Origin of the sequence: Streptomyces sp. NBC_01335, from assembly GCF_035953295.1 — a bacterium.
Lineage (GTDB): Bacteria > Actinomycetota > Actinomycetes > Streptomycetales > Streptomycetaceae > Streptomyces.
Genome location: NZ_CP108370.1, coordinates 7,808,977 through 7,830,866, shown reverse-complemented (window position 1 = coordinate 7,830,866; position 21,890 = coordinate 7,808,977). Strand labels below are relative to the sequence as shown.

At 71.0% G+C, this 21,890-nt stretch carries 16 protein-coding genes, 1 pseudogene and 1 riboswitch; of the genes and pseudogenes, 7 read left to right on the top strand and 10 right to left on the bottom strand.

What is annotated here, in order from left to right:
* Nucleotides 1–152: 152 nt before the first annotated feature.
* The gene (locus OG599_RS33045) at nt 153–3,209 is read right to left on the bottom strand and encodes an ATP-binding protein (protein ID WP_327179643.1); all 3,057 of its coding nucleotides are present in this window, start codon (nt 3,207–3,209) and stop codon (nt 153–155) included.
* A gap of 431 nt (nt 3,210–3,640) precedes the next feature.
* On the bottom strand, nt 3,641–4,606 hold the full coding sequence (locus OG599_RS33040; RefSeq protein ID WP_327179642.1) for a pirin family protein: 966 nt from the start codon (nt 4,604–4,606) through the stop codon (nt 3,641–3,643).
* Nucleotides 4,607–4,764: 158 nt separating this feature from the next.
* On the opposite strand from OG599_RS33040, the gene OG599_RS33035 reads away from it, so the two are divergent.
* On the top strand, nt 4,765–5,112 hold the full coding sequence (locus tag OG599_RS33035; RefSeq protein ID WP_327179641.1) for a tetratricopeptide repeat protein: 348 nt from the start codon (nt 4,765–4,767) through the stop codon (nt 5,110–5,112).
* Nucleotides 5,113–5,276: 164 nt separating this feature from the next.
* On the opposite strand, the gene OG599_RS33030 is transcribed toward OG599_RS33035, so the two are convergent.
* Together OG599_RS33030 and OG599_RS33025 are read right to left on the bottom strand one after the other, a co-directional pair.
* A complete protein-coding gene (locus OG599_RS33030) occupies nt 5,277–6,050 on the bottom strand; it encodes a CbtA family protein (protein ID WP_327179640.1) in 774 nt (257 codons plus the stop codon).
* Nucleotides 6,051–6,142: 92 nt separating this feature from the next.
* On the bottom strand, nt 6,143–6,358 hold the full coding sequence (locus OG599_RS33025; RefSeq protein WP_327179639.1) for a CbtB domain-containing protein: 216 nt from the start codon (nt 6,356–6,358) through the stop codon (nt 6,143–6,145).
* 3 nt (nt 6,359–6,361) lie between these two features.
* Nucleotides 6,362–6,508: riboswitch (adenosylcobalamin (AdoCbl) riboswitch) on the bottom strand.
* Between the two features lie 779 nt (nt 6,509–7,287).
* On the opposite strand from OG599_RS33025, the gene OG599_RS33020 reads away from it, so the two are divergent.
* The 3 genes from OG599_RS33020 to OG599_RS33010 all read left to right on the top strand — a co-directional run bounded on the left by OG599_RS33020 (nt 7,288) and on the right by OG599_RS33010 (nt 11,167).
* A complete protein-coding gene (locus tag OG599_RS33020; RefSeq protein WP_327179638.1) occupies nt 7,288–8,220 on the top strand; it encodes a 5-dehydro-4-deoxyglucarate dehydratase in 933 nt (310 codons plus the stop codon).
* A complete protein-coding gene (locus tag OG599_RS33015) occupies nt 8,220–9,494 on the top strand; it encodes a glucarate dehydratase family protein (RefSeq protein WP_327179637.1) in 1,275 nt (424 codons plus the stop codon). Before OG599_RS33020 ends, OG599_RS33015 begins: the two co-directional genes overlap by 1 nt.
* 158 nt (nt 9,495–9,652) lie before the next feature.
* Complete coding sequence (locus tag OG599_RS33010; RefSeq protein ID WP_327179636.1) at nt 9,653–11,167, top strand: sodium:solute symporter family protein; 1,515 nt, start codon at nt 9,653–9,655, stop codon at nt 11,165–11,167.
* A gap of 66 nt (nt 11,168–11,233) precedes the next feature.
* Here OG599_RS33010 and OG599_RS33005 read toward each other — a convergent pair whose 3' ends face one another.
* Entirely contained in the window at nt 11,234–12,454 is a 1,221-nt protein-coding gene (locus OG599_RS33005) for an MraY family glycosyltransferase (RefSeq protein ID WP_327179635.1), read from the bottom strand.
* Between the two features lie 362 nt (nt 12,455–12,816).
* Nucleotides 12,817–13,305 carry a carboxymuconolactone decarboxylase family protein gene (locus OG599_RS33000; RefSeq protein WP_327179634.1) on the bottom strand — a complete coding sequence of 163 codons (489 nt, stop codon included), beginning with the start codon at nt 13,303–13,305 and terminating at the stop codon, nt 12,817–12,819.
* Nucleotides 13,306–13,506: 201 nt separating this feature from the next.
* Between OG599_RS33000 and OG599_RS32995 the strand changes: the two are divergent.
* From OG599_RS32995 to OG599_RS32985, 3 genes and pseudogenes are all read left to right on the top strand, one after another.
* Nucleotides 13,507–14,409: pseudogene (locus tag OG599_RS32995) on the top strand (pirin family protein); the annotation flags it as partial.
* A 15-nt stretch (nt 14,410–14,424) separates the two neighbouring features.
* The gene (locus tag OG599_RS32990) at nt 14,425–14,766 is read left to right on the top strand and encodes a GNAT family N-acetyltransferase (protein ID WP_327180274.1); all 342 of its coding nucleotides are present in this window, start codon (nt 14,425–14,427) and stop codon (nt 14,764–14,766) included.
* A 301-nt stretch (nt 14,767–15,067) separates the two neighbouring features.
* On the top strand, nt 15,068–15,556 hold the full coding sequence (locus OG599_RS32985) for a GNAT family N-acetyltransferase (RefSeq protein WP_327179633.1): 489 nt from the start codon (nt 15,068–15,070) through the stop codon (nt 15,554–15,556).
* A gap of 126 nt (nt 15,557–15,682) precedes the next feature.
* Here OG599_RS32985 and OG599_RS32980 read toward each other — a convergent pair whose 3' ends face one another.
* The 4 genes from OG599_RS32980 to OG599_RS32965 all read right to left on the bottom strand — a co-directional run bounded on the left by OG599_RS32980 (nt 15,683) and on the right by OG599_RS32965 (nt 21,664).
* Nucleotides 15,683–16,825 (bottom strand): FUSC family protein, encoded by a 1,143-nt coding sequence (locus OG599_RS32980; RefSeq protein WP_327179632.1) that lies wholly within the window; start codon nt 16,823–16,825, stop codon nt 15,683–15,685.
* A 123-nt stretch (nt 16,826–16,948) separates the two neighbouring features.
* Nucleotides 16,949–18,481, bottom strand: a complete 1,533-nt coding sequence (locus OG599_RS32975; RefSeq protein WP_327179631.1) for a glycoside hydrolase family 43 protein — start codon at nt 18,479–18,481, stop codon at nt 16,949–16,951.
* 204 nt (nt 18,482–18,685) lie between these two features.
* Nucleotides 18,686–20,137 (bottom strand): RICIN domain-containing protein, encoded by a 1,452-nt coding sequence (locus tag OG599_RS32970; RefSeq protein ID WP_327179630.1) that lies wholly within the window; start codon nt 20,135–20,137, stop codon nt 18,686–18,688.
* Between the two features lie 45 nt (nt 20,138–20,182).
* Nucleotides 20,183–21,664: a pectinesterase family protein gene (locus tag OG599_RS32965; protein ID WP_327179629.1), complete on the bottom strand. Its 1,482-nt coding sequence runs from the start codon at nt 21,662–21,664 to the stop codon at nt 20,183–20,185.
* Between the last annotated feature and the right edge of the window lie 226 nt (nt 21,665–21,890).

Below are 21,890 nucleotides of genomic sequence, written 5' to 3'. Positions count from 1 at the left end.
GGACAGTTGGGTGATGCACGAGTCTCCGGTGCGGGCGGGCCCGCTCGCGATTGGGCGGATGCCTCAAAAAACTCCGGGCGGAGCAGCATGGGGACGAAGCCGGGCGCGGCGGCGGTCGGCAGTCACTGACCTGACCGCGGCGCCGCAGGGAGTCAACGGGCCGGGGTCAGGCCCGCCTTGGCCGCGCTCACGGCGAGCGCCGTGCGGGTGGTCACACCGTGTTTACGCATGGCCGACTTGAGTTGGGCGGCGACGGTCTTCGGCGACCGGAAGAGCGCGGCTGCGATCTCCCGGTTGGTCAGGCCGTTGAGGAGCAGCCGGACGACTTCGGTCTCGCGGGGCGAGAGCCGGTCGCCGTAGCCGCGACGGCCGCCGCGCCAGACCACCCGAGCAGCCTCGCCGCGTTCGCGCAGGGCCGCGGCGACGCGGTCCGCGTCGCCGCGCGCGCCGAGCGCGTCCAGATCACGCCGCACCTCATGGAGCAGTGCCATGTCTGTTTCGGAGGCGCCTGCCGCGATGCGGCAGGCGGCCTCGCGCTCGGTGGCGAGCAGCGCCTCGTAGGGGCGGGGCAGGGCTCGCCAGGCCGCGGCAGCCTCCGCCCAGGCGTCGGCGGCCACGGCGGCGGGCCCGTGGGCCTCGGTGAGGAGTGCGTGGCAGACGGCCACGGCGGCGGCCGCGGCGGGGATGGCGCGGCCCGTCATGCCCCGGGTGAAGGCGTCGGCCAGCCGTTCGGCGTCGTCGGGCCGGTCGGCGGCGAGCAGGGCCTCGACCCGAGCGGGCATGAGTTCGGCGCCGAACACCCACAGGCCTTTCGCGGTCACGGTGCCGGTCACCTTCTCGGTGGCCGCGAGGGCCCGGCCGGTGTCGCCGGCGGCGAGGAAGAGGCGGCCGAGAGCAGCGGCGGGCTCGGCCTGGAGGAGCAGGTCGCCGCCGCGCAGGCCCTCGTCCAGGGCAGTGGCGAGCCGGTCCTCGGCGGTCCGCCTCTCACCCGCGGCAAGGTCGTGCAGGCCGAGGAGCAGCAGTTTTTCGGCGAGGAAGCGCGGGTCGTCGTCGGACTCCGCGAGAGCCCGTACACGGCCGGGGAAGCTTTCCCACCGGCCGCAGAACCAGTCCAGGTGGACCAGGTTGGCCGCCGTCATCATGTGCTGGCCGGAGATCCGGTGACGGACCGCCTGGTCGAGGGCGCGGGTGAGCAGCTGCCGCGCCAGGGCGTAACGGCCCCAGTTCATCGCACCCGCACCGGAGTTGAGCAAGCCTCGGTTCAGCTGGAGGACGTCACCCGGATTCACGCGGGTCTCGTCGCGGAGGAAACCGTCGACGGGTTGCCAGCCGGCCTCGTCCCCGAGCTGGATGAGGGCGTTGGACCAGCTGACGACGTAGAACAGCCTTTTTTCGGCTGCTATGTGATGGTTCATCAGTTCTGCGGCCCGGTCGAGCCAGCGGCGGTGTTCGGCCACGGGCAGCGGCGAGTCCGTCGGTACGCCGAGCAGGATCATCGCCCGTGCGGCCTCGGAGGGATCGGAGGCGAGGCCCTGGATCGCCTGCTCGAACTCGTCCTGGGAAGGGCGGAGTTCTCCGGCGGCGTGCAGAATTCTACCGAACTGCATGCGGACGTCGGCCCGGTCCCGCGCCGGAAGGTCCTCACCGGCGAGGCAGTCCCGCAGGGTGCGCAGGACCTCGTCCCGGTTGTGGAAGCTTCCGTAGGTGTGCAGCGGAACCTTCCGGACCAGCCGGGCGATGTCGCGGGCGGACAGGCCGGGGACGGTCAGCAGGTCGTGCACGAAGGCCACGGCGGTCCGCTGGTCGCCGGCGGCAAGGGCCAGATCGGCGGCTTGTTCGCCGTGGCGGAGCCACCGCGCCGTGTCACCGGCGCCGCGGAAATGGTGGGAGAGGCGGGCCGGAGAGGGCTGTGTTCCCGCCTCCAGCGCATCGGCGGCACGGGCGTGCAGACGGGCACGGTCGCGGACGCCCAGGCCGTCGTACACGGCCTGGGCCGGGAGGGCGTGCCGGAAGGCGAGCCGCCCGTGCCGGCCTTCTGCGAGCAGGCCGCTGCGGACGGCCCCGTCGACGGCAGGGCGGGCACGGTCGGCTCCGAGTCCGGCGACGACGAACAGCACTTCTTCGGGGGCGGGTTCGCCGAGGACTGCGGCGGCCTCCAGCACGGTGCGGGCATCCGGGTCGAGGCGGGCGGCGCGCTCGGCGACGGCGTCGCGGATGGTGGGAGGCACGGCGATGTCCGCGAGGGCGTGCCGCACCCACTCGTCCTCGCGGCGCACCAGGTCGGCGCGGTCACGCAGCAGGTGGACGGACTCCTCCAGTGCGAGCGGGAGACCGTCGGTACGGGCGTGGAGAAAGGTGGAGAAGGCGTCGGAGACATGGTCGCCGTGGAGCATGGATGAGACCAGTGCTGCGGTGTCCGCGACATCCAGGGGACGCAGGGCGACACGGACGTGCCGGACGCCGGCGGCTGGGCGGGAGGTCAGGCGAGGCAGCAGGGAGCCGGGCGGGAGGTCCTCGGGACGGTAGGTCAGGACGAGGCTGATGGTGCGCGTAGGACGGGTGGCGAGAAAGAGGAGGAAGTCGAGGGTGGCGTCGTCCGCCCAGTGGACGTCCTCGACCACCAGGACACGCACGGCCAGCAGGTCGAGGAGCTCCGCCAGCGCGCGCAGCAGACGGTGCCGGGCGACACCGGGATCCGGCAGAGGCTCGGGTGCGGGCAGCAGATCTTCGGACCACTCGGGCAGCAACGGGCGAAGGGCACCCGCCAGGGGGGAAAGGCCCAGCCCGGCGGGTCCGGCGGGACGCGCGTCCCGGACCGCGTCGATGATCGGCCCGAAGGTGAGCGCCTCCCGGAAGGGTGGACAGACGGCGATCAGCGTACCGCCCGTGTCCTGCCCCGCCTCGGCCTCACGGGCCGCCAGGGCCTCACGGACCAAACGGCTCTTGCCGACTCCGGCTTCACCCTCGACCACGACGAGGGCCGACGGCCGTCCGGGCGTCAGTACGTCGAGGATTTCGCGCAGTTCGTCCTTCCGGCCGACGAAACTGGGTGCCCGCGGCTGCGGACGGTGGTCCGGCACGTCGCCGGGGCAGGGAGTCGCGGCGACCGAGGGGACACCTCCCGCGGCCCGTACGACCAGGTGTGGTGCCGTGTTCCGCCGACCGTCCATCCGCCGCGCCACTCCCTTCACCACCGCCTCCCTGATCATCTTCGCCTCTTGAGCCCCCTCCGCACCAGAGGTGTCTCACGCTCGGCGGCAGCGGAACGCCCCACCGCAGGGTGTGGCCCAGCCGACGTTGGTGGCGCAGAGGGTTCGAGCCGGGCGGGGGCGCACTTGCTCTTGGCCAACCGGGCCACGATCAGCGGTGCCGCGGTGGGTGAGGAGGTCGGGCAGGGGCCGTGCCGGCCCGCGCTGACCTGGCTCTGGAGGCAGATGACTTTTAGTCAGGAAAGTCAGCCAAAGGTCAGCATCGATCCGATTGAACCCTGACACACATGCTCGAACACGAGACTCGAAACACCTCCTCTCGATCCCAGCAGCCCCCTGAACCCGAGCACAGAACAGGGGACGACCAGAGTGCCTCAGCCTGACGGCCGCCAGTGGGAGTACGGCCAGCCCGGCCATGGCTTTCCCCCAGGTCAGCGCACTCGCCCGCGCGGCTTCAGCGGTGTGGCGGGCAGTTCCGGGGCAGGCAGGCGGGCACCGTCGTAGCCGTGCACCTCGCCGAACCGCGAACCTTTCTCCCAGTCGTTTCGCGCCTGCGCGATCTCGTCGCCGGAGCGGCCGATGAAGTTCCACCACATGACGACCTCCTCCGCGAACGGTTCGCCCCCGAGGAGCATGAGTCCGGCGTCCGAGTCCGCGCGCAGGGGCAGTTGGCTGCGTCCGCAGCCGAGGTAGAGCATTGATCCGGGGAGTACGGGCACACCGTCGACGTGAGCCTCGCCCGACATCGACAGAACGGCGTACTCGAAGTCCGGGTCGAGCGGCAGGCGGGTCTCGGTGCCCGCCGCGAGGGCGAGGTCGGCGCCGACGATCGGGGTGTAGGTGGTGCCCTGCGAGGCCGCTCCGTCGAGTTCGCCGAGGATCACCGTGGCGGTGAGGCCGGAGGCCGTCACCGTGGGCAGGTCGGCGTGGTGCTGGAAGTGGGGTTCGACGTGGCGGTGGGCCTCCGGAAGGGCCACCCACAGCTGGGCGCCGTGCAGAAGCCGGGCGTGGCTCTTCGGGCTCTCCTCGGAGTGACTGATGGCCCGGCCCGACGTCATCAGCCCGAGCTCCCCGGGGCGCACGGTCCGGAGGCTTCCGAGGCTGTCGCGGTGGAGCACCTCGCCCTCGTGCAGCCAGCTCACGGTCTGCAGCCCCATGTGCGGGTGGGGCGGCACCTGCATGCCGGGCTCGTCCGCGATGTCGTCGGGGCCGTAGTGGTCGACGAAGGCCCAGGCGCCGATCATGCGGCGGCCGAGGTTGGGCAGCAGCCTGCGGACTTCGGTGGACTCGCCGAGCCGTACGTGGCGCGGGGTGAGGAGTTCACGTACCGGTTCGGCGACGACAAAGCCCCGCCCTCCGCAGACGGACAGCGTGGCCTGGCGATCGAGGTTGCTCATGGTGGTCAACCTATTGCGCTCCGGCCTGGCCGGAGGAGCAGTGGCGCGATCGCCGCCTCTCCGATTTAGTGGAATATTCAACCACCGAGGTATGTTGTCGCGAGCACACGGGCGGGAGGCTCGAACAGCCGCCCCGCCGGCGGCAGAGGAGGAACCCCATGGACGAGAACTACTACGAGTTCGGCACGGCCGCCGACCGCTGGAACCGCGCGCGGTTCTTCTTCGACGCGAAGGAGTACCTCACCGCGGCGCGCATTCTCGGCGGACTCGTGGACGAAGTCCCCGAGCAGGTCGCCCCACGTCTGCTGCTCGCCCGCGCCTACTACCACTCGGCGCGGCTCGGGAAGGCCGAGGCGGAGCTGCGGATCGTCCTGGAGCGTGACCCGGTCGAGGACTACGCGCGGCTGCTGCTCGGACGCACGCTGGAGCGCCAGGGCCGGCACGAGGAGGCCGGGCCGCACCTGCGGATGGCCGCCGCCCTGAACGGCGACTTCGCCACCGGCTGACGGGTCGGCCCCTGATCGGCAGCGACGCGGCAGCAACCGCGTCGGGCCCGCACGTCGCGCCGGCACATCGCGCCGCCTCGGCGCCGGGCGCACGACGACGAAGTGTGCGGCCGGAGAGGTCTCCGGCCGCACACACGCGCGGGGTGATTCAGCCGCGATGTGGGTCAGACCACCGCCCCGGCGGGCCGGGGAGCGCCTTCCCGGGAGGCCGCGCCCTGCCCTCGCGAGGGAAGCAGCAGGCGCTCGGTGAGGGCACCGAAGATCAGCCCGAAGCCCACCCAGAGGGTCGCCTGGACCGCGAGGGTGGAGAGCCGGAATTCCCAGAGCAGGGTCGCCGGGAAGTCCGCGCCCACCTCGTCGAACGACGGCAGGAACACGTACGCGAGCGCGATCAGCAGGACGTATCCGGCGGACGCGGCGACGGTCGCGTTCCAGTTGCCGAGGCGCGGTGCGAGCCTCCTCCCGGCGACGACGGCGGCGACGGCGAGCAGGATGCTGAGCGCCACCATGAGGAAGAACAGCCCCGTACGTTGCCCGATGGTGTCGGGGTTGCCGACGGCCGGCGGGTTGGCCGGGTACTTCAGGAACGGTACGAGGTACACGGTCAGCAGCGCCGCACCCGCGACCAGGGCCGCGGTGGCTCGGGGGCCGAAGTTCCCGATGCGGCCGAGGGCGTAGCAGAAGACGAGTGCCGCGATGCCGCCGACGGCGACGCCGAAGACGAGGACACCGGTGGCGAGGCCGCCGGTGGCCTGCATCGTCCGGCTGACCAACTCCTCGCCGCCGTGATGGTCGTGGTTGTGGGCCTCTTCCAGGGCGATGGACGCGTCCACCCGGGATTCGCCGAGGAAGTAGGCGACGAGGAGTGCCGCGACGCCCGCGAGCAGGCCCGCGAGCATGCCGCGGACCAGAAGCGCTCGAACGGATATGGAATTCATGAGAGTTCGGTTCCCCTGAGGTCTAGGCCGTCTGGCAATGCGCGTCGGATCAGCGGGACACCGCCCGCCCGGCGAGAAGAGTCAGACACGGCCTAGTGGCAGGGGAAGCCGAGAAGGTGACGGCCGTCGTGGACCCACTCGTGAACGGCCTCGCCGGAGATGACCGAGGTGGCGCCCTGCTCGGCACCGACGAAGTACAGCAGGACGAGCATGAGGATGCCGAAGAAGACCGCCCACGGGGCGATCGCCTTCAGCGATATGGGGGCGACGGCAGGTACGCCGGTCGAGGGTGCGGCAACGTATGCCATGGCAGAACCTCCTGAGGGAACACGCGTCCCGATCGTGGTGCCTGAGACGACGGTGCTGGGTCTGACTTCCCGCAGGTACGGGTTCACAGTGGCGCGACCGTGCCGGATTCTCACCGGACTTCCGTTGCGCCGTCGTCATGCTGGTCAGACCATAGCGCCTGTGTTCGGGCGCCGCCATGGTGCGTCACACCGCCCGCTCCTCAACGGCATTACGCGCAGGTGCCGTTGAGGAAGAAGGGGACTTCCGCGACGGCCCTGCGGGTGACATTCGTCTCACGGGAACCGAACCCCGCGCGGGGCGAGGCCAGTTCGGCGGAACCGGCGACGGCCGGCCCCGGCGCCCGTCGCCGGCACCTCTCGCCGGGCGCCGCGATTCCACCCCGGCACCCCTCCGGTCGGGGCGCCGGTCGGGCGGCCCGGCCACCCGGGCCCAGCCGTACGCGGTGGCACCGGTTCGGCCCGTCATTGGGCGCGCCCAATCGTGCATGGTCACGCACAGTTGTGCAGCTGGCGGAACGATCGCGGTACATGCGCACACGTTCTCGACGTCCGGCATCCCTCACCCCCTTTCTCACCATGGCCGGAAACCACCCACAGGATTCACGCCCGAACAGCGACCCGCGCGGCGACCCCCCGGGGCCTCCATCCGCCCCTCGCAGACAGCGCCCGACGACCAGTCCGCACCATCAGCCCAGTTCAAATGGCATGCACGCATACGCCCACCCTCCTCGCAGCCAGCAGGTCCACACCCCCTGAATCCCGGCCGGAAGCCGCACCCCTGGCCGCCAGACGTAGATCGTTTCGCGTCCGCGTGTCTGAAACCGACCCGCGCACGACCCTTGACCTCGGCGCACGGCGGCGCCTACTTTCCGTGCAGCGATTCGCCATATTGACCAATGTTCATATACATGAACTCGGAAAGGTGCTCCATGCTAGAGGGCGTTCTGTTCTTTCCCGTGACTCCGTTCGCTCCGGACGATTCGGTGGATACCGCGAAGCTGGCGGAACACGTGCGAAACGGAGTCCACGCCGGGGCGGGCGGGGTGTTCGTCGCCTGCGGCACCGGGGAGTTCCACGCGCTCGGTGTGGAGGAGTTCGCCTCGGCGGTGCGGACGGCCGTGGAGGCGACGGGCGGTCGGGTTCCGGTCTTCGCCGGTGCGGGCGGTTCGCTGCCTCTTGCCCGGCAGTACGCGCGGGCCGCGGAGGAGGCCGGTGCCGACGGGCTGCTGCTGATGCCTCCGTACCTGGTGGCGGGAGAGCCGGCCGGACTGGTCGCCTATGTGCGCCAGGTGGTCGCGGCCGGCTCGCTGCCGGTGATCGTCTACCAGCGGGGCACCGCCCGGTTCGACGTTCCCTCGGCTCTCGAGGTGGCCCGGATGCCCCAGGTCGTGGGTCTCAAGGACGGCACCGGTGACCTCTCCCTGCTGTCCCGGATCGTGACCGCCGTCCGCGCGGACGGCGAGTGCGGCGGCGCGGAATTCCAGTTCTTCAACGGGATGCCCACCGCGGAGGGCACCGTGCTCGCCTACCGCGGCATCGGGGTCGAGCTGTACTCCTCCGCGGTGTTCTGCTTCGCCCCGGAGATCGCCATCGCCTTCCACCGGGCCGTCACCTCCGGGGACGAAGCCACTGCCCAGCGGCTCCTGGGCGGCTTCTTCCATCCTCTGATCGCCCTGCGCGAGAAGGTCCCCGGTTACTCGGTCGCCCTGGTCAAGGCGGCGGTCCGGCAAGGGGGCCTCGACGTCGGCGGCGTACGCCCGCCGCTGACCGATCCCACGCCCGAGCACCTCGCGGAACTGGAACGGATCGTCGCGCAGGGCCGCGCCCTGGTGACCGGCGTCGGTGCCGGGGAGGTGCTGTGATGAGCGACAACCTGCGGATCACCCGCATCGAGATAACCCCCGTGGCGTTCAAGGACCCGGCCCTCCTCAACGCGGTCGGCGTCCACGAGCCGTACGCGCTCCGCGCCGTCGTCGAGGTCCACACCGACCAGGGTGTGTCCGGGCTGGGCGAGACCTACGCCGACGAGGGGCACCTGCGCAGGCTGCGTACGGCGGCCGACGCGATCACCGGCATGGACGTCCACGCCACCGGTCCGATGCGCCGGCGCATCGCCGTGGTGATCGGCAGCGACTCCGGCAGCGACGGCCACGGCCTGACGGGCATGATCACCACCAGCAGCACGGTGGACCGGGTCTTCTCTCCCTTCGAGGTGGCCTGCCTGGACATCCGGGGCCGGGCCGTCGGCCGCCCGGTGAGCGATCTGCTCGGCGGTGCGGTACGCGACCAAGTGCCCTTCAGCGCCTACCTGTTCTACAAGTGGGACGCGCACCCGGGGCACGATCCGGACGGTTGGGGTGCCGCGCTGGATCCCGAGGGGATCGTGGCGCAGGCCCGGCGCATGGTGGACGAGTACGGCTTCACCGCCATCAAGCTCAAGGGTGGGGTCATGCCGCCGGAGCAGGAGGTCGAGGCGGTCCTGGCGCTGCGCGAGGCGTTCCCCACCACCCCGCTGCGGCTGGACCCCAACGCGGCCTGGAACGTGGAGACTTCGCTGAAGGTGGCGCGCGACCTGGAAGGCGTACTGGAGTACCTGGAGGACCCCACTCCGGGGCAGGAGGGCATGGCCCGGGTCGCCCGCGAGGCCTCGATGCCGCTGGCCACCAACATGTGCGTGGTCGCCTTCGACGAACTGCACTCCTCGGTACGCCAGGACGCGGTGCAGGTGGTGCTCTCCGACCACCACTACTGGGGCGGTCTGGAACGTTCGAAGCTGCTGGCCGGGATCTGCGACACCTTCGGCATGGGCCTGTCCATGCACTCCAACTCCCATCTCGGCATCAGCCTTGCCGCGATGACCCACCTGGCTTCCGCCACGGAGAACCTCTCCTACGCCTGCGACACCCACTGGCCGTGGAAGGACCCGGCGGAGGACGTCGTCGTCCCCGGGGCGCTCGGTTTCCGCGCCGGTTCCGTCGCCGTGCCGCGTATCCCGGGCCTGGGGGTGGAGCTGGACCGGGACGCGCTGGCCAGGCTGCACGAGCAGTACCTGCGCTGCGGTCTGCGCAACCGGGACGACACCGGCTACATGCGCCGGCTGGACCCGTCGTACGAGAGCAAGTCACCGCGCTGGTGACCCGGGGCGGGTGCGGGCGCCACCTCGGTGCCCGCACGCCCGGGGCGACAGCCCCCGACTCCCCCACCCTCCTCCCGTGACAAGCCCGTCCATGACGAGCCCGTCCTGGGACGGGGCCGCCCGTGGCGGCCGCGTCCCGGCAACAAGAAGGTATGCCCATGCATTGGCTCGACTGGGTCGCCGTCGGCGGCTACTTCCTGGTGATGCTGCTCATCGGCGTGTGGTCGCACCGGCGCGTCAGCGACGTCTCCGACTACTTCACCGGCGGCGGCAAGATGCCCTGGTGGCTGACCGGCATCTCGCACCACATGTCCGGCTACAGCGCGGCCGTGTTCGTCGCCTACGCGGCCGTCGCCTACGACTACGGCATCACCGTCTACGTCTGGGCGTTCCTGCCGCTGGCGGTGGGCACCGGCGTGGGCGCCTGGCTCTTCGCCCCCCGGTGGAACCGGCTGCGGCGGCGCTTCAAGGTGGCCTCCCCACTGGAGTACCTCGCGCGCCGCTACAACGTCCCCACCCAGCAGGCACTGGCCTGGAGCGGCACGCTGCTGAAGGTCTTCGACGTGGCCGCCAAGTGGGCTTCGGTGGCGATCCTCCTGGAGGTCTTCACCGGGATGTCGATGACCCAGGGCATTCTGCTGACCGGCGTCGTCACCCTTCTGTACTGCACGGTCGGTGGTCTGTGGGCGGACGCCCTGACGGAGTTCGGACAGTTCGTCATCCAGGGCGTGGCCGCGCTGTCGATGATGTGGGTGGTGCTCGACCACCTGGGCGGCATCTCGGGGCTGGGCACCCTGTGGCACCGGCTCCCTGAGGGCCACACCGACCCGCTGGTAGGGCCGTACACCGCCGGCTTCCTCACCGCGTACGTCGTGGTGAAGCTCTTCGAGTACAACGGCGGCATGTGGAATCTGGCGCAGCGGTACATGGCCACCGACTCCCCCGAGTCGGCCCGGCGTTCGGCCGGTCTTTCGGCCGCCTTGTACCTCGTCTGGCCCGCGGTGCTGCTGCTGCCCGCCGTCGCCGCGCCGGTGCTCATGCCCCACATCAGCGATCCTCAGCAGACCTACGCGTTGATGGCGCAGTCCTATCTGCCGATGGGGCTGGTCGGTCTGACGCTCGCCGGGATGTTCTCCCACACGATGGCCATGGCGTCCTCCGACGCCAACGCCATCTCGTCCGTGGTCACCCGCGACATCCTGCCCGCCCTCGTGCCCGGGTTCCGGAACGCGGGCAACGAACGGACCCTGCTGGCGGCGCGGGTGGTCACGGTCGTCTTCATCGCGGTCTCCATGGTCGTGGCCATCGAGTCCGACCACTTCGGCGGAGTCCTCGGGATCGTGGTCGGCATGGTCGCGGCCGTGATGGGACCGATCTCCATCCCGATGCTGCTGGGGCTGCTGCCGGCGTTCCGCCGCTGCGGTTCTCGGGCGGCCCTGGCGTCCTGGGCGCTCGGTCTCGCCGGGTACTTCTTCGTCAAGTACGGCCTGGACGGGGCTTCCCAGACGACGGTGATCGTCACCCCGCTGGTCACCTCGCTCGTCGTCTACGTCGCGCTCGGCCTCCTGCTGCCGGAGCCGAACGCGGAGGCCGACGCCGTGGTGGCGGCCCTCTCCGGTCCGGAGTCCGGCTCCGGAGAGGTCGCCCCGCAGCCGGTGGCGGAACAGGTCTGACCCGGTCCGCCTGCGCCGGTCACGCCGGCGCGGGCGGGCCGGCGCGGGGACGTCGGCGCAGGTAGGTCAGCGCCGGTCGCCGGCCAGGTCCGCGGGGCGTCCCTCGGCCGGCTTCCTGGTGGCGGCGATGTGCGGCGCGGTGGTGCGGGCGGGCGTTCCCGGCTTCGGCTCGGGGACGCCCTGCTGCGTGGGGCCGGGCACGGTGGCCTTGTGACGCGTGGAGGAGGGCGCTGCGGCCGCCGGTGCCACCGGGGCTTCCTGGGAGAGGGCGGCGCCGGCGGGCTTGCGGCGGACACCTGTACGGGGCGCGGGCGGCGCGTACACCGGTACGCGCAGCAGGGCCACGGCTGCGACCGCGACGGCCGCGGGCAGTGCCAGGCCGACCGCCGGGTGGAACACGCCGGTGTGGATCAGCGTCCCGGTGGCGGTGCAGGCGGCCGTCGCCAGGATCAGGGTGACGGCAGCTCCCCGGGGCGTCAGACGGAGTCGGCGCAGCCGGTGCACGGCGTGGTCCTGTCCCGGCGCCAGGAGGGACCGGCCCGCCTTCCGCCGGGACAGCAGGACGAGGACCAGATCGGCGAGGGCCACCGCCATCACCGCGGGTACGGAGACCCACGCGGCGCTCCCGGACGGCGCGCCGGCGAGCAGCAGCAGGACGGAGCCCGCCAGCAGGAAGCCCGTGTAACGCGAACCGCAGGAGCCGTAGAAGACGCGTGCGGGCGGCCAGTTGTACGGCAGTACGCCGGACACGGAGGCGGCCACCACGGCGAGCAGCAGCACCGTCCCGGGGTGGTGGTCGACCGCGGCGCACGTGAGCAGTCCGACGGCGAGGACGACGGTCACTCCGGCCGCCGTGCCGTCGGAGCCGTCCAGCAGTTGGAGCGCGTGGGTGAGGACCACCACGAGTACGGCTCCGAACACCGCTGCCACCGGGGAGAGCCCGGAGAACGCCGCGACGAGAGCGGCCAGGAGGGTGTGGAGGACGAGTTCCGTGCGGGCGCCGACCGGGCGCAACTCCTTCACCAGTCCGACCACCGCGACCGCCGAGGACGCGGTGAGGAGGAGGCGCACGCCGAACCCGGGTTCCGGGAGGCCCAGTCGGGGCGCGGCGAGCATGACGCCGGTGGTCGCCAGGACCACCGCGACGCCCGTCCCGACGGTCCGTCGCGGCCTCCGGCGCCCGCCCTTGGCCGCGATGACCGGGGCAAGTCCGCGGACGACCGCGGTGAGTGCCACGGTGATCACCAGCGCGACAGCCCCGGAGATGATGACGCCGACCACGTTCACCTGCTCTGCCTTTCCTCGTTCCTGGCCCCGTGGCGTCCTGCGCCGGACGGGACGGCCCCGCACGGCGCCTTCGGAACGCGTAGACCGGGGCGGCGCACCGCGCCACCCGAGTGGAGTCGTTCCACAACCTAAGGTGCACATGTCTGGATATGCCCCAAATAACACGCAGAGGGGCGTTTTGATTGGAGTTCGAGGAGAAACCGAACAGGTGGTCAGCGGACAAGATGACTGCGCGGGACCGCCGGAAGACGGTCCCGCGCCGGGCTCACCGCCCTGGGGAGACAAGCCCGCATACGTCCCACCGCCCCGGGGAGACGAGCCCGCACGCGTCTCATCGCCCCGAAGTAAGGCCCACGTCCGTCTCACTGCCCCGGAAGGGCGCGCACCGGGTGCTTGCTCATGATGGAGACCCGGTTGAAGGCGTTGATGGTGACGGCCACCCAGATCACGGCCGCGATCTCGTCGTCGGAGAGGGTTTCCCGCGCAAGCGCGTAGGAGGCCTCCTGGAGCGCGGCGTCGGCGGGGTTCGTCGTCGCTTCCGCCAGGGCCAGGGCGGCGCGTTCCTGTGCGGTGAACACCTCGGTGTCGCGCCAGGCCGCCAGCACCCCCAGCCGCCGGCTCGTGTCGCCCGCGCGGAGCGCGGCGCGGGTGTGCACGTCCAGGCAGAAGGCGCATCCGTTGATCTGGGAGACCCGGAGATTGACCAGTTCCACCAGGGTGCGGCTCAGCCCCGCCTCCTCGGCGGCGGTGCGCACCGCGTCGGAGGTCGCCACCAGCGCGTGGTAGGGCTTCGGGCTCTGCTTGTCGATGTAGATCCGCCGCTCGCCGCGTGCCGCCTCGGTGCCGTTCACCCGTGTCTCCTCACCGGGGCGCCTCGCCCCTCCACCACCCCGCACGCCCGGACGGGCGACGGCTTACCATCGAGCATGATCGTTGAACATGAAAGCACCTTTGGCGGGAGCGGGACGCCGGGGACCGGAGGCACCGGTCAGAACCGGAGCGCGCGGCCCGAGGAGACCGGAGCGCACGGCGGTCCGGCGGATGCGGCCCGGGTGGAGGTGCTCACCGCCCGGGACGTACCCCTAGGCGGCCCCCGGGCGATGACCGTGCGCCGCACTCTGCCGCAGCGGGCCCGCACGCTCATCGGAGCCTGGTGCTTCATCGACCACTACGGCCCCGACGACGTCGCCGAGACGGGCGGGATGGACGTGGCGCCCCATCCGCACACCGGACTGCAGACGGTCAGCTGGCTGTTCAGCGGGGAGATCGAGCACCGCGACAGCCTGGGCAGCCACGCCTACGTACGCCCGGGTGAGCTCAACCTCATGACCGGCGGCCTGGGCATCAGCCACACCGAGGTCTCGACTCCCGCCACCACGGTCCTGCACGGCGTCCAGCTGTGGGTGGCGCTCCCGGAGGAGCACCGGCACACCGGCCGCGACTTCCGCCACCACGCCCCCGGGGCGGTGCACGTGCCCGGCGCCGTCATCAGGGTGTTCCTCGGCTCGCTCGCCGGGGACACCTCTCCCGTACCGACGTTCACCCCGCTGCTCGGCGCCGAACTGGTCATCGAACCCCGCGCGACCGTCACACTGGACACGGACGGCGCGTTCGAGCACGGTCTGCTCGTGGACCAGGGGAGCATCCGCATGGACGAAACCCTGCTCAGTCCCGCCGAGTTGGGCTATACCGGCCCGGGGAACACCACACTGACCCTGACCAACGAATCGGACGCGCCCGCCCGGGCCGTGCTCGTGGGCGGAACCCCGTTCGACGAGAAGATCGTCATGTGGTGGAACTTCGTGGGCCGCAGCCACGAGGACATCGTCGAGGCACGCGAAGCGTGGGAGGCGGCGTCGAGCCGCTTCGGGCACGTGGACGGCTACCCCGGCGACCGTATCCCCGCCCCCTCGCTCCCGAACGCCGCTCTCTCACCCCGAGGCAACCCGCCCCGTACCGAAAGGCACTCCATGAGCCACCCCGCTCCCGCCCCGAGCGTCCAGCGCGTCGACGCCAGGCATCGTTACGAGATCCACGTCGACGGCGTCCGCGCGGGGCTGACCGCCTACCGCGACCGCGACGGCCAGCGCGTCTTCTTCCACACCGAGATCGACGACGCGTTCGCCGGCCAGGGTCTGGCGTCCGTCCTCGTGGAGCAGGCGCTCAGCGACGTACGCGCCTCGGGCAAGCGGATCGTGCCGGTCTGTCCCTACGTGGCGAAGTTCCTCACGAAGCAAACGGAGTTCGCCGACATCACCGACCCGGTCACGCCGGAGGTCCTGGAGTGGCTGGAGGCGGCCCGCTCCCATTGAGCGGTGCCCGGAGGGTCAAGACCGGACAAGGCGCGGCGTCCGGTGCCGAGCATCGCAAGGCGCTGGAACGTACCCGTCGCGGAGCGGTTCGGCAACGCCGCGGGGTGCCGCACCGGACGCCGCGCCCCGGCCATGATCCGCAGGACACCATTTGTTGCTGCTCCGCGCACGTCCGCAAGGGGCGAGCGGAAGGCGCGTCATGGACGCGGCCGGGCGGGCGGGCAGGTGAAGGAAATGCTGGAAATCCGGGTTGCGTCGGCTCGGGACGGGCGAGGATGCTGACGAGCAGGAGGTGCTCCAAGTGATCAGTGTCGCCTTGGAACTGACTGTGCGGGACCTGCTGCACTCAGATCTGGCATCGTGCGGCTGGGCGGGGTCCGCCCGCCATCTCGACGGCGTGGCCAAGCAGTTGGACCGCAGGCGGCACGGCGAGGTGGACTACCTGGCTATCTGCGCCCGCTCCGGCATCCCGATCGCCAAGGGTGGTGTCGACTACCTGGCCAAGGGCGGCGTGGGCACTCTCTGGCAACTCGCCGTCCACCCCGCACTGCAGTCCTGCGGCGTGGGCACCGTCCTCGTCGAGGCCGCGGAACAGCGCATCAGGAACCGAGGGCTGCGCCAGGCGGAACTGGGCGTGGAGGAGGACAATCCACGTGCCCGCGCCCTCTACGAGAGGCTGGGCTACCGTGCTTACGGCCGCGAGCCGGACGCATGGGACGAGGAGGCCGCCGACGGGACACTGCGCCGCCACGAAACGATGTGCACCATGATGCGCAAGGATCTCTCGTAGGACGGCTCCGAGAAGCGGCGCCGAACCGACCGGAGGCCCCCGGCCGACTTCTCGCACGCCTTCGATCGGGCGCCGGCGGTAGCCACCGTGCGGCTCCGTACGACAACAACGGCCGCACAGGGGCCGTCAGGACGGCCGGACCAGCTCGTGAAGCAACTGCCGCGCCTCCACCAGGAGTTCCCCGCCGACGGCGGCCGCGGCCCCCTCCTGGAGGCGGAAGGTGTCGGACAAGGCGCGCAGGGAGCCCCACGCCTCCTCGCCCACCGGCTCCGCACGCTCGGGGGCCGGACCGTCAAAGGACAGGGGCGCACCCTCCTGCGCGCAGACACGTGCCGCCTGATCCAGCACGTCCGCCAGATCGGCGAGGAAACGAGGGGACGGCCCCGGGAGTTCCGCGTCGTCGCCGCCCATCCCGCTCAACGTCCGCGTGACGGCGAGGACGCGCGAGGACACCCGCCCCCACCGCATGTCCTCCGAGACGGGCGGAGGCGGCGGGCCCGTACGCCGCAGGCGTCCGGCCGGATTCAGCCGGGCTCCTTCCGTCACCCAGGCGCGGGCCTCAGCCACGCCCTGGAGAGACAGCGCGAGACGCGTGGCCTCCGCGTCCCAGCTCTCCGCCTTGTCGAGTCCGTCCTCCTCCCGCAGACCGCGCGCCATGGTGCCGAGGAGATCCGAGGTGCCCCGGGCGAAGCGGCCCAGCCGGTCGCGGACACTGCGCAGGTGGACCGGGGGCAGGACCAGTGCGTTGACCGTGATCCCCACCGCGGCTCCGATCAGGGTCTCCAGTAGCCGGTGCCCGACCGTGAAGGCACTCGACGAGCCGGCGGTGATCACGAAGAGTGCCGTGGTGGCTCCCACGAGACCCTGGTTCCCGAATCTGCGGTAGTTCCCGAGCAGGGTCATGAACGGCACGGTGAGCAGCATCGCGGCCATGGTCTGGTCCCGGGTGACCGCCATGGCCGCCGAGGCCCACACCGTGCCGACGGCAATGACCGCGCACTGCTGGAGGCCCATGCGCAGTGACTGGTACACAGTGCCGCAGACCAGGGCGACGGCCGTCCAGGGGGCCAGCAGCGCCATCGGCGCCTGGAGCCACCATCCCGTCAGCGCCCACGCGACGATGGCCGCCATCGCGGCCTTGAGCGACTGGACAAGCGTGTCCCGCTCGGGACCGGCCTCCTCGAACGCACAGTGCACGGAACGGCGTACCGTGTCCCGCTCCCGCCCCAGCCACAGCACCGCGACCGGCCACCGCACCTTCCGAGCCACCTCGCACACTCCCTCCCGGGCGTCCGCCCGTACTTCCCGACGCTCGTTCTCCTGTGCCCTTTGAGGGAAGGGGAAACCGGCGCCGCACCGGGCAGGACGGCGTTCCCGTGGGCGCGTACGACGTCAGGCGGGGCTCAGCTCGAACCAGTCGAAGGCCGCGCTCCCCCGGGTCGCGTACATCCCGACGACCCGGCCGGTGAATCCGCCGGCGACCTCGGTGGTGAGGTAGCGCCCGTCCAGTTCGGCGAGGACCTCGAACTCCCCTTCCTCCGTCTCGTATCCGAGGCGCAGGGTGTCGGGGGCACCGACGCGGAGACCGGTACCCGTCTGCGGGGCGTCGCCGCGGACGGTGACGGTGGGCGGCAGGGCGTCGGTGGTGGTCACGTCGATGCGCAGGGTCAACGGGCCTGCGGGTACGGCTCGTTCGGCGACCGTCTGGCGCAGCGGTCCGATCCGGGCGACCGCCCGCACCGTGTCGCCCTCCCGCTCCACCTGGTAGTGGTGCGCTTCGTCGAGCCGGACGGCGAGGCCACCCCGTCCGCCCTCGGCGACGTCGATCCGGGTGCGCGCGCCGCACTCCGGATCGCGCTGGCGCCGTCCCACGAACACGGCGCCGGGCCGGTCCAGCGCCTCGGCGCGGGAGTTCAGCACCAGGTGCCCGGGGTTCGCGCCGAGGTCGACGGCCTCCGGGTCGCGGCGGCGCAGGGTCACCCAGCGAGGGGCGAGCGCGGGGGCGTCGAAGTCGTCGCGGTCCGGCTCCTCCGGCCACGGGTGCGGGGTCAACTCGGGCCCCTGGCAGCGGAGTTCCACGGGTCCCGGCAGGGGCCAGCCGTCCTCCCAGCGCACCGGAGTCAGGAAAGTCTCCCGTCCCATGCCGTGGAAGCCGGGGGTGTCGCCCCGGGGGCGGGTGCCGAGCAGCACCATCCACCAACTCCCGTCGTGGGCCTGCACGAGGTCGCCGTGGCCGGTGTTCTGCACCGGGTGGTCCGTACTGCGGTGGGAGAGCACGGGGTTGTCCGGGTGCGGTTCGAACGGCCCTGGCAGCGACCGGGCGCGGGCCACCGAGAGGGCGTGCCCGCGCTCCGTCCCGCCCTCGGAGAGCAGCAGGTACCACCAGTCGCCGACGCGGTAGAGGTGCGGGCCTTCGGGGTACTGCAGTCCGGTCCCCGACCACATCTCCACGGGTTCACCGAGCAGTTCCCCCGTCTCCGGGTCGATGCCCACCCCCTTGATCCCGTCGTGCGAGAACAGGCACCAGCAGGTGCCCTCCTCGTCCCAGGCCAGGTCGGGGTCGATGCCGGGGATCTTGACGGATACGGGGTCCGACCAGGGGCCGGCCGGGTCGTCGGCGGTCACCAGCACGGTTCCGGTGCCGCCGACCACGGTCGTGATCATCCAGAAGCGCCCGTCGTGGTGGCGCAGGGTGGGCGCGTACACCCCGGACGAGGAGGCGACGGTGTCGGAGAGCTCCAACTGCGCGGGGCGGTCGAGGGCGTGGCCGATCAGCCGCCAGTGCGTGAGGTCGCGGCTGTGCCAGAGCGGCACCCCTGGGACGTATTCGAAGCTGGACGTCGCCAGGTAGTAGTCCTCGCCGGCGCGGCAGATGCTCGGGTCCGGGCTGAAGCCGGGTATCACGGGGTTGTCGAAGTACGCCATGTCCATCCTCGGGTCGGGCCGTCGTGCGCGTCCTGCCAGGTCGTGGGGGTGGGGACGTGCGGGGTGTCGCTCTCCTGCATGGTGCCCCAGGTCGTCGCCCGGCCCGCACCCGGCCTCCCTCGCCCGTCGGCAATCGGCCTCCCGTCCCCGCCGGCCCCGGTGTTCGGGTGCCGGCGGGGACGGTCCCTGAGGATCGGGACGGGGTCAGCCGCCGATGTTGCTCTGCGGACCGGCGTACTCCTTCAGCAGACCGGGCACGTCCTTCGCCGCGTCCAGGGTGTACGCGTAGTAGCTGCTCGGAGTGAAGGTCGTCCCGTTCGTCACCTGCTTGCCGGTGCAGTTGACCATGATGCTGCCCGACTGGGTCAGGGACGCCGCCGAGGTGTCGACGTTGAAGGGGTTGGCGACGTTCTCGAAGTAGCTGTTCTCGATGACGGTCTTCGAGGCGCCGCGGGACAGGTTGCCGTAGGACGTGACGTTCTGGAGGTAGTTGTCGTAGAGGTGGGCGAGGGCCACGTTGTCGATGCTGGGGTTGCGCTGGTTGGTGTCGTGGATCCAGTTGTGGTGGATGGTCATCCGGGCGGTGACGTTGTCGGTCCAGCCGATGCCGAGGGCCTTGTTCTCGGTGCCCATGACGTTCCAGGAGATGGTGAGGTAGCTGGTGTCCTTGCGGCTGTCGATGAGGCCGTCGTTCATCCGCTCGATGCGGTTGTGGTCGATCCAGATGTGGTCGGCCGTGTCCATCTGGATGCCGTCGTAGTCGTAGACCTTGTCGTCCGGGTCGTCGTCGGTCATCTGGGTGTCGCGGATGGTGAGGTTGCGGATGATGACGTTGTGGACGCCGGTGCCCAGGAAGAACCCGCCGTGCACGATCTCGCCCTTGGTGCCGACGCCGATGATCGTCTTGTTGGAGGTCACCGGGATCTCATGGCCGTACGGGTCCACGGTGATCGCGGCGGCGACCTTGATGACGTACGGGCTGGTGGAGGTGGCGTACTTGACCAGGTCCGCGTAGGTGGTCACGGTGACGGTGGAGCCGGCGGCGCCACCGGTGGTGCCGCCGCCGGTGGAGGCGAAGCCGTCCGCCTTGTCCGACCAGGTCCGTCCGGTCGTGACCGGCTTGAAGGCCCACTGCTTGTTGGTGTTGGCGGTGCAGGTCTCCTGGATGATCGCGGTGCCGTTGGCCGTCGACGCACCCTCGTCACTGATGCACAGACCGCTGTTGACGTTGACGATCTGGAACGTCCCCGACCCGCTCGCCACCAGCGTCCACGCCTGGTTCGTCTGACCCGCGCAGCTGTACTGCTGCAACCGCGTCCCCGACACCGTCGAATAGTCCGGCACATCGACGCACTTGCCGCTGTGCACGTTCACCAGCCGGTACGTCCCCGAACCGGCGGACGTCAGCGTGAAGTTCTGCCAGTCCGAGTCGGCGGTGCACCCCCACTGCTGCAACAACGCCCCGTTGGCGGCCGAAGCAGCAGGCACATCAATGCACTTACCGCTCTTCGTCACCGCCAGCTGATACACCCCGCCCGTCGCCGGCAACGTCGCCGCCGCAGCCGGTGACACCGCGCCACCCACCACCACCGCACACACCGCGAGCACGAACGCCCCGATCAGCGCACCGAACCTGGTGCCACTCCTGTTGAACATGGGTTCCCTCTTCTCTCGTATCACCAAAGGAGGTTGTGGGCCGGATCAGCGGACGGGGTTCCAGCCGTCGGTGCCCGCGAGGTACTTCTGCGGGGTGTAGGTGGCCGCCTGGGCGTCGGTGAGCTGGGGCCGGTTGGCGTTCACCGTGGCCCCGGCACCGGTGTTGCGGTACTCACGGAACCGGGCGTTCTGCCAGGTGCTCGTGGACATGTTCGTCCACGGCTGCGCGGTGGCGACGGCCGCAGAGAGCGTGCACTCGCGGTAGAGGACCTGGGCGTCCTGGCGCCACGGGCGGCCGAGCTGCGTGGTGTTGTTCACCGTGCTCGTGACGGTGGACCGGTAGAAGAGGAACCCGTAGGCACGCTCGGCGGGGGTGCTGGCGGCGGTGATGGGTCCGCCGGTGGTCCGCTTCTCGTGGATGCGGCTGTTGTCGAAGACCGCGACGCCACCGCCGTAGATGAAGTCCACCGTGCCCTCGACGTACGAATTCCACACGTAGGCACGGGCGTTGTTGTTGACCAGGAAGGTGTCCTGGTCGCCGAGGAGGCGTACGTCGTCCAGCAGGGCACGGTCGGCGTCGAGGTAGAGCGCGAGCGCCTGGTCACCGGTGTCGGAGCTGTTCTCGTCGAAGTCGTTCGACATCGTCAGGTTGGTCGCGGTGAAGTCGTGCCCGAGGGCGACCACGGTGGCGCTGCCCGAGGTGCCGTAGTCACCCGCGTTGCGGTTGCCGACGAGCACCACGTCGTCGGGGGAATCGCCGGTGCCCTGGAGCGTGATGTAGGGCTTGTTGGCGGGGATGGTCACGGCCTGCCGGTAGGTGCCGGGCTTGATCGTGATGACGACCCGGCTCGCGTTGCCCGTACCCACCGCGTCGACCGCCGCCTGCACGGTGGTGTACGTCCCGGTTCCGTCGGCCGCGACGGTGTTGTGCGTGGTGGAGACGGGTTTGAAGGCCCACTGCTTGTTGGTGTTGGCGGTGCAGGTCTCCTGGATGATCGCGGTGCCGTTGGCCGTCGACGCACCCTCGTCACTGATGCACAGACCGCTGTTGACGTTGACGATCTGGAACGTCCCCGACCCGCTCGCCACCAGCGTCCACGCCTGGTTCGTCTGACCCGCGCAGCTGTACTGCTGCAACCGCGTCCCCGACACCGTCGAATAGTCCGGCACGTCGACGCACTTGCCGCTGTGCACGTTCACCAGCCGGTACGTCCCCGAACCGGCGGACGTCAGCGTGAAGTTCTGCCAGTCCGAGTCGGCGGTGCACCCCCACTGCTGCAACAACGCCCCGTTGGCGGCCGAAGCAGCAGGCACATCAATGCACTTACCGCTCTTCGTCACCGCCAGTTGATACACCCCGCCCGTCGCCGGCAACGTCGCCGCCGCAGCCGGTGACACCGCGCCACCCACCACCACCGCACACACCGCGAGCACGAACGCCCCGATCAGCGCACCGAATCTGGACACGCTCCGGCGGCGCCGGGGTCCGTCGGCCTGGCCGGGTCGTGCTGTGGGATCTCGCCTCATGCGGATACTCCTTCGTGCGGCTCGAACGGCAGCGGGCTCCGTCGCCCGGCTGCCGGCTGCGGCTGGAGGAGCCGCAGCGACCTGGTAGATGCGCGGGGCGGAGGGGGATAACAGAAATCTCGCGGAAACTTTCCGGGAAAGAGCGGAGCTTCTCGCGCCAGGCCCGGACGGGCCGCCTTCGGGACGCGGCGTGCCGTCCGGTGGCCGTCGCCCGCACGGGCAGCCA

Excerpts from the sequence above, each read along its gene's own strand:
- OG599_RS33025 (WP_327179639.1), bottom strand. The coding sequence starts at position 6,358 with ATGGCATACGTTGCCGCACCCTCGACCGGCGTACCTGCCGTCGCCCCC.
- OG599_RS33020 (WP_327179638.1), top strand. The coding sequence starts at position 7,288 with ATGCTAGAGGGCGTTCTGTTCTTTCCCGTGACTCCGTTCGCTCCGGAC.
- OG599_RS32975 (WP_327179631.1), bottom strand. The coding sequence starts at position 18,481 with ATGGCGTACTTCGACAACCCCGTGATACCCGGCTTCAGCCCGGACCCG.
- OG599_RS33040 (WP_327179642.1), bottom strand. The coding sequence starts at position 4,606 with ATGAGCAACCTCGATCGCCAGGCCACGCTGTCCGTCTGCGGAGGGCGG.
- OG599_RS33045 (WP_327179643.1), bottom strand. The coding sequence starts at position 3,209 with ATGATCAGGGAGGCGGTGGTGAAGGGAGTGGCGCGGCGGATGGACGGT.
- OG599_RS32965 (WP_327179629.1), bottom strand. The coding sequence starts at position 21,664 with ATGAGGCGAGATCCCACAGCACGACCCGGCCAGGCCGACGGACCCCGG.
- OG599_RS33035 (WP_327179641.1), top strand. The coding sequence starts at position 4,765 with ATGGACGAGAACTACTACGAGTTCGGCACGGCCGCCGACCGCTGGAAC.
- OG599_RS32970 (WP_327179630.1), bottom strand. The coding sequence starts at position 20,137 with ATGTTCAACAGGAGTGGCACCAGGTTCGGTGCGCTGATCGGGGCGTTC.
- OG599_RS33010 (WP_327179636.1), top strand. The coding sequence starts at position 9,653 with ATGCATTGGCTCGACTGGGTCGCCGTCGGCGGCTACTTCCTGGTGATG.
- OG599_RS32990 (WP_327180274.1), top strand. The coding sequence starts at position 14,425 with ATGAGCCACCCCGCTCCCGCCCCGAGCGTCCAGCGCGTCGACGCCAGG.
- OG599_RS33015 (WP_327179637.1), top strand. The coding sequence starts at position 8,220 with ATGAGCGACAACCTGCGGATCACCCGCATCGAGATAACCCCCGTGGCG.
- OG599_RS33030 (WP_327179640.1), bottom strand. The coding sequence starts at position 6,050 with ATGAATTCCATATCCGTTCGAGCGCTTCTGGTCCGCGGCATGCTCGCG.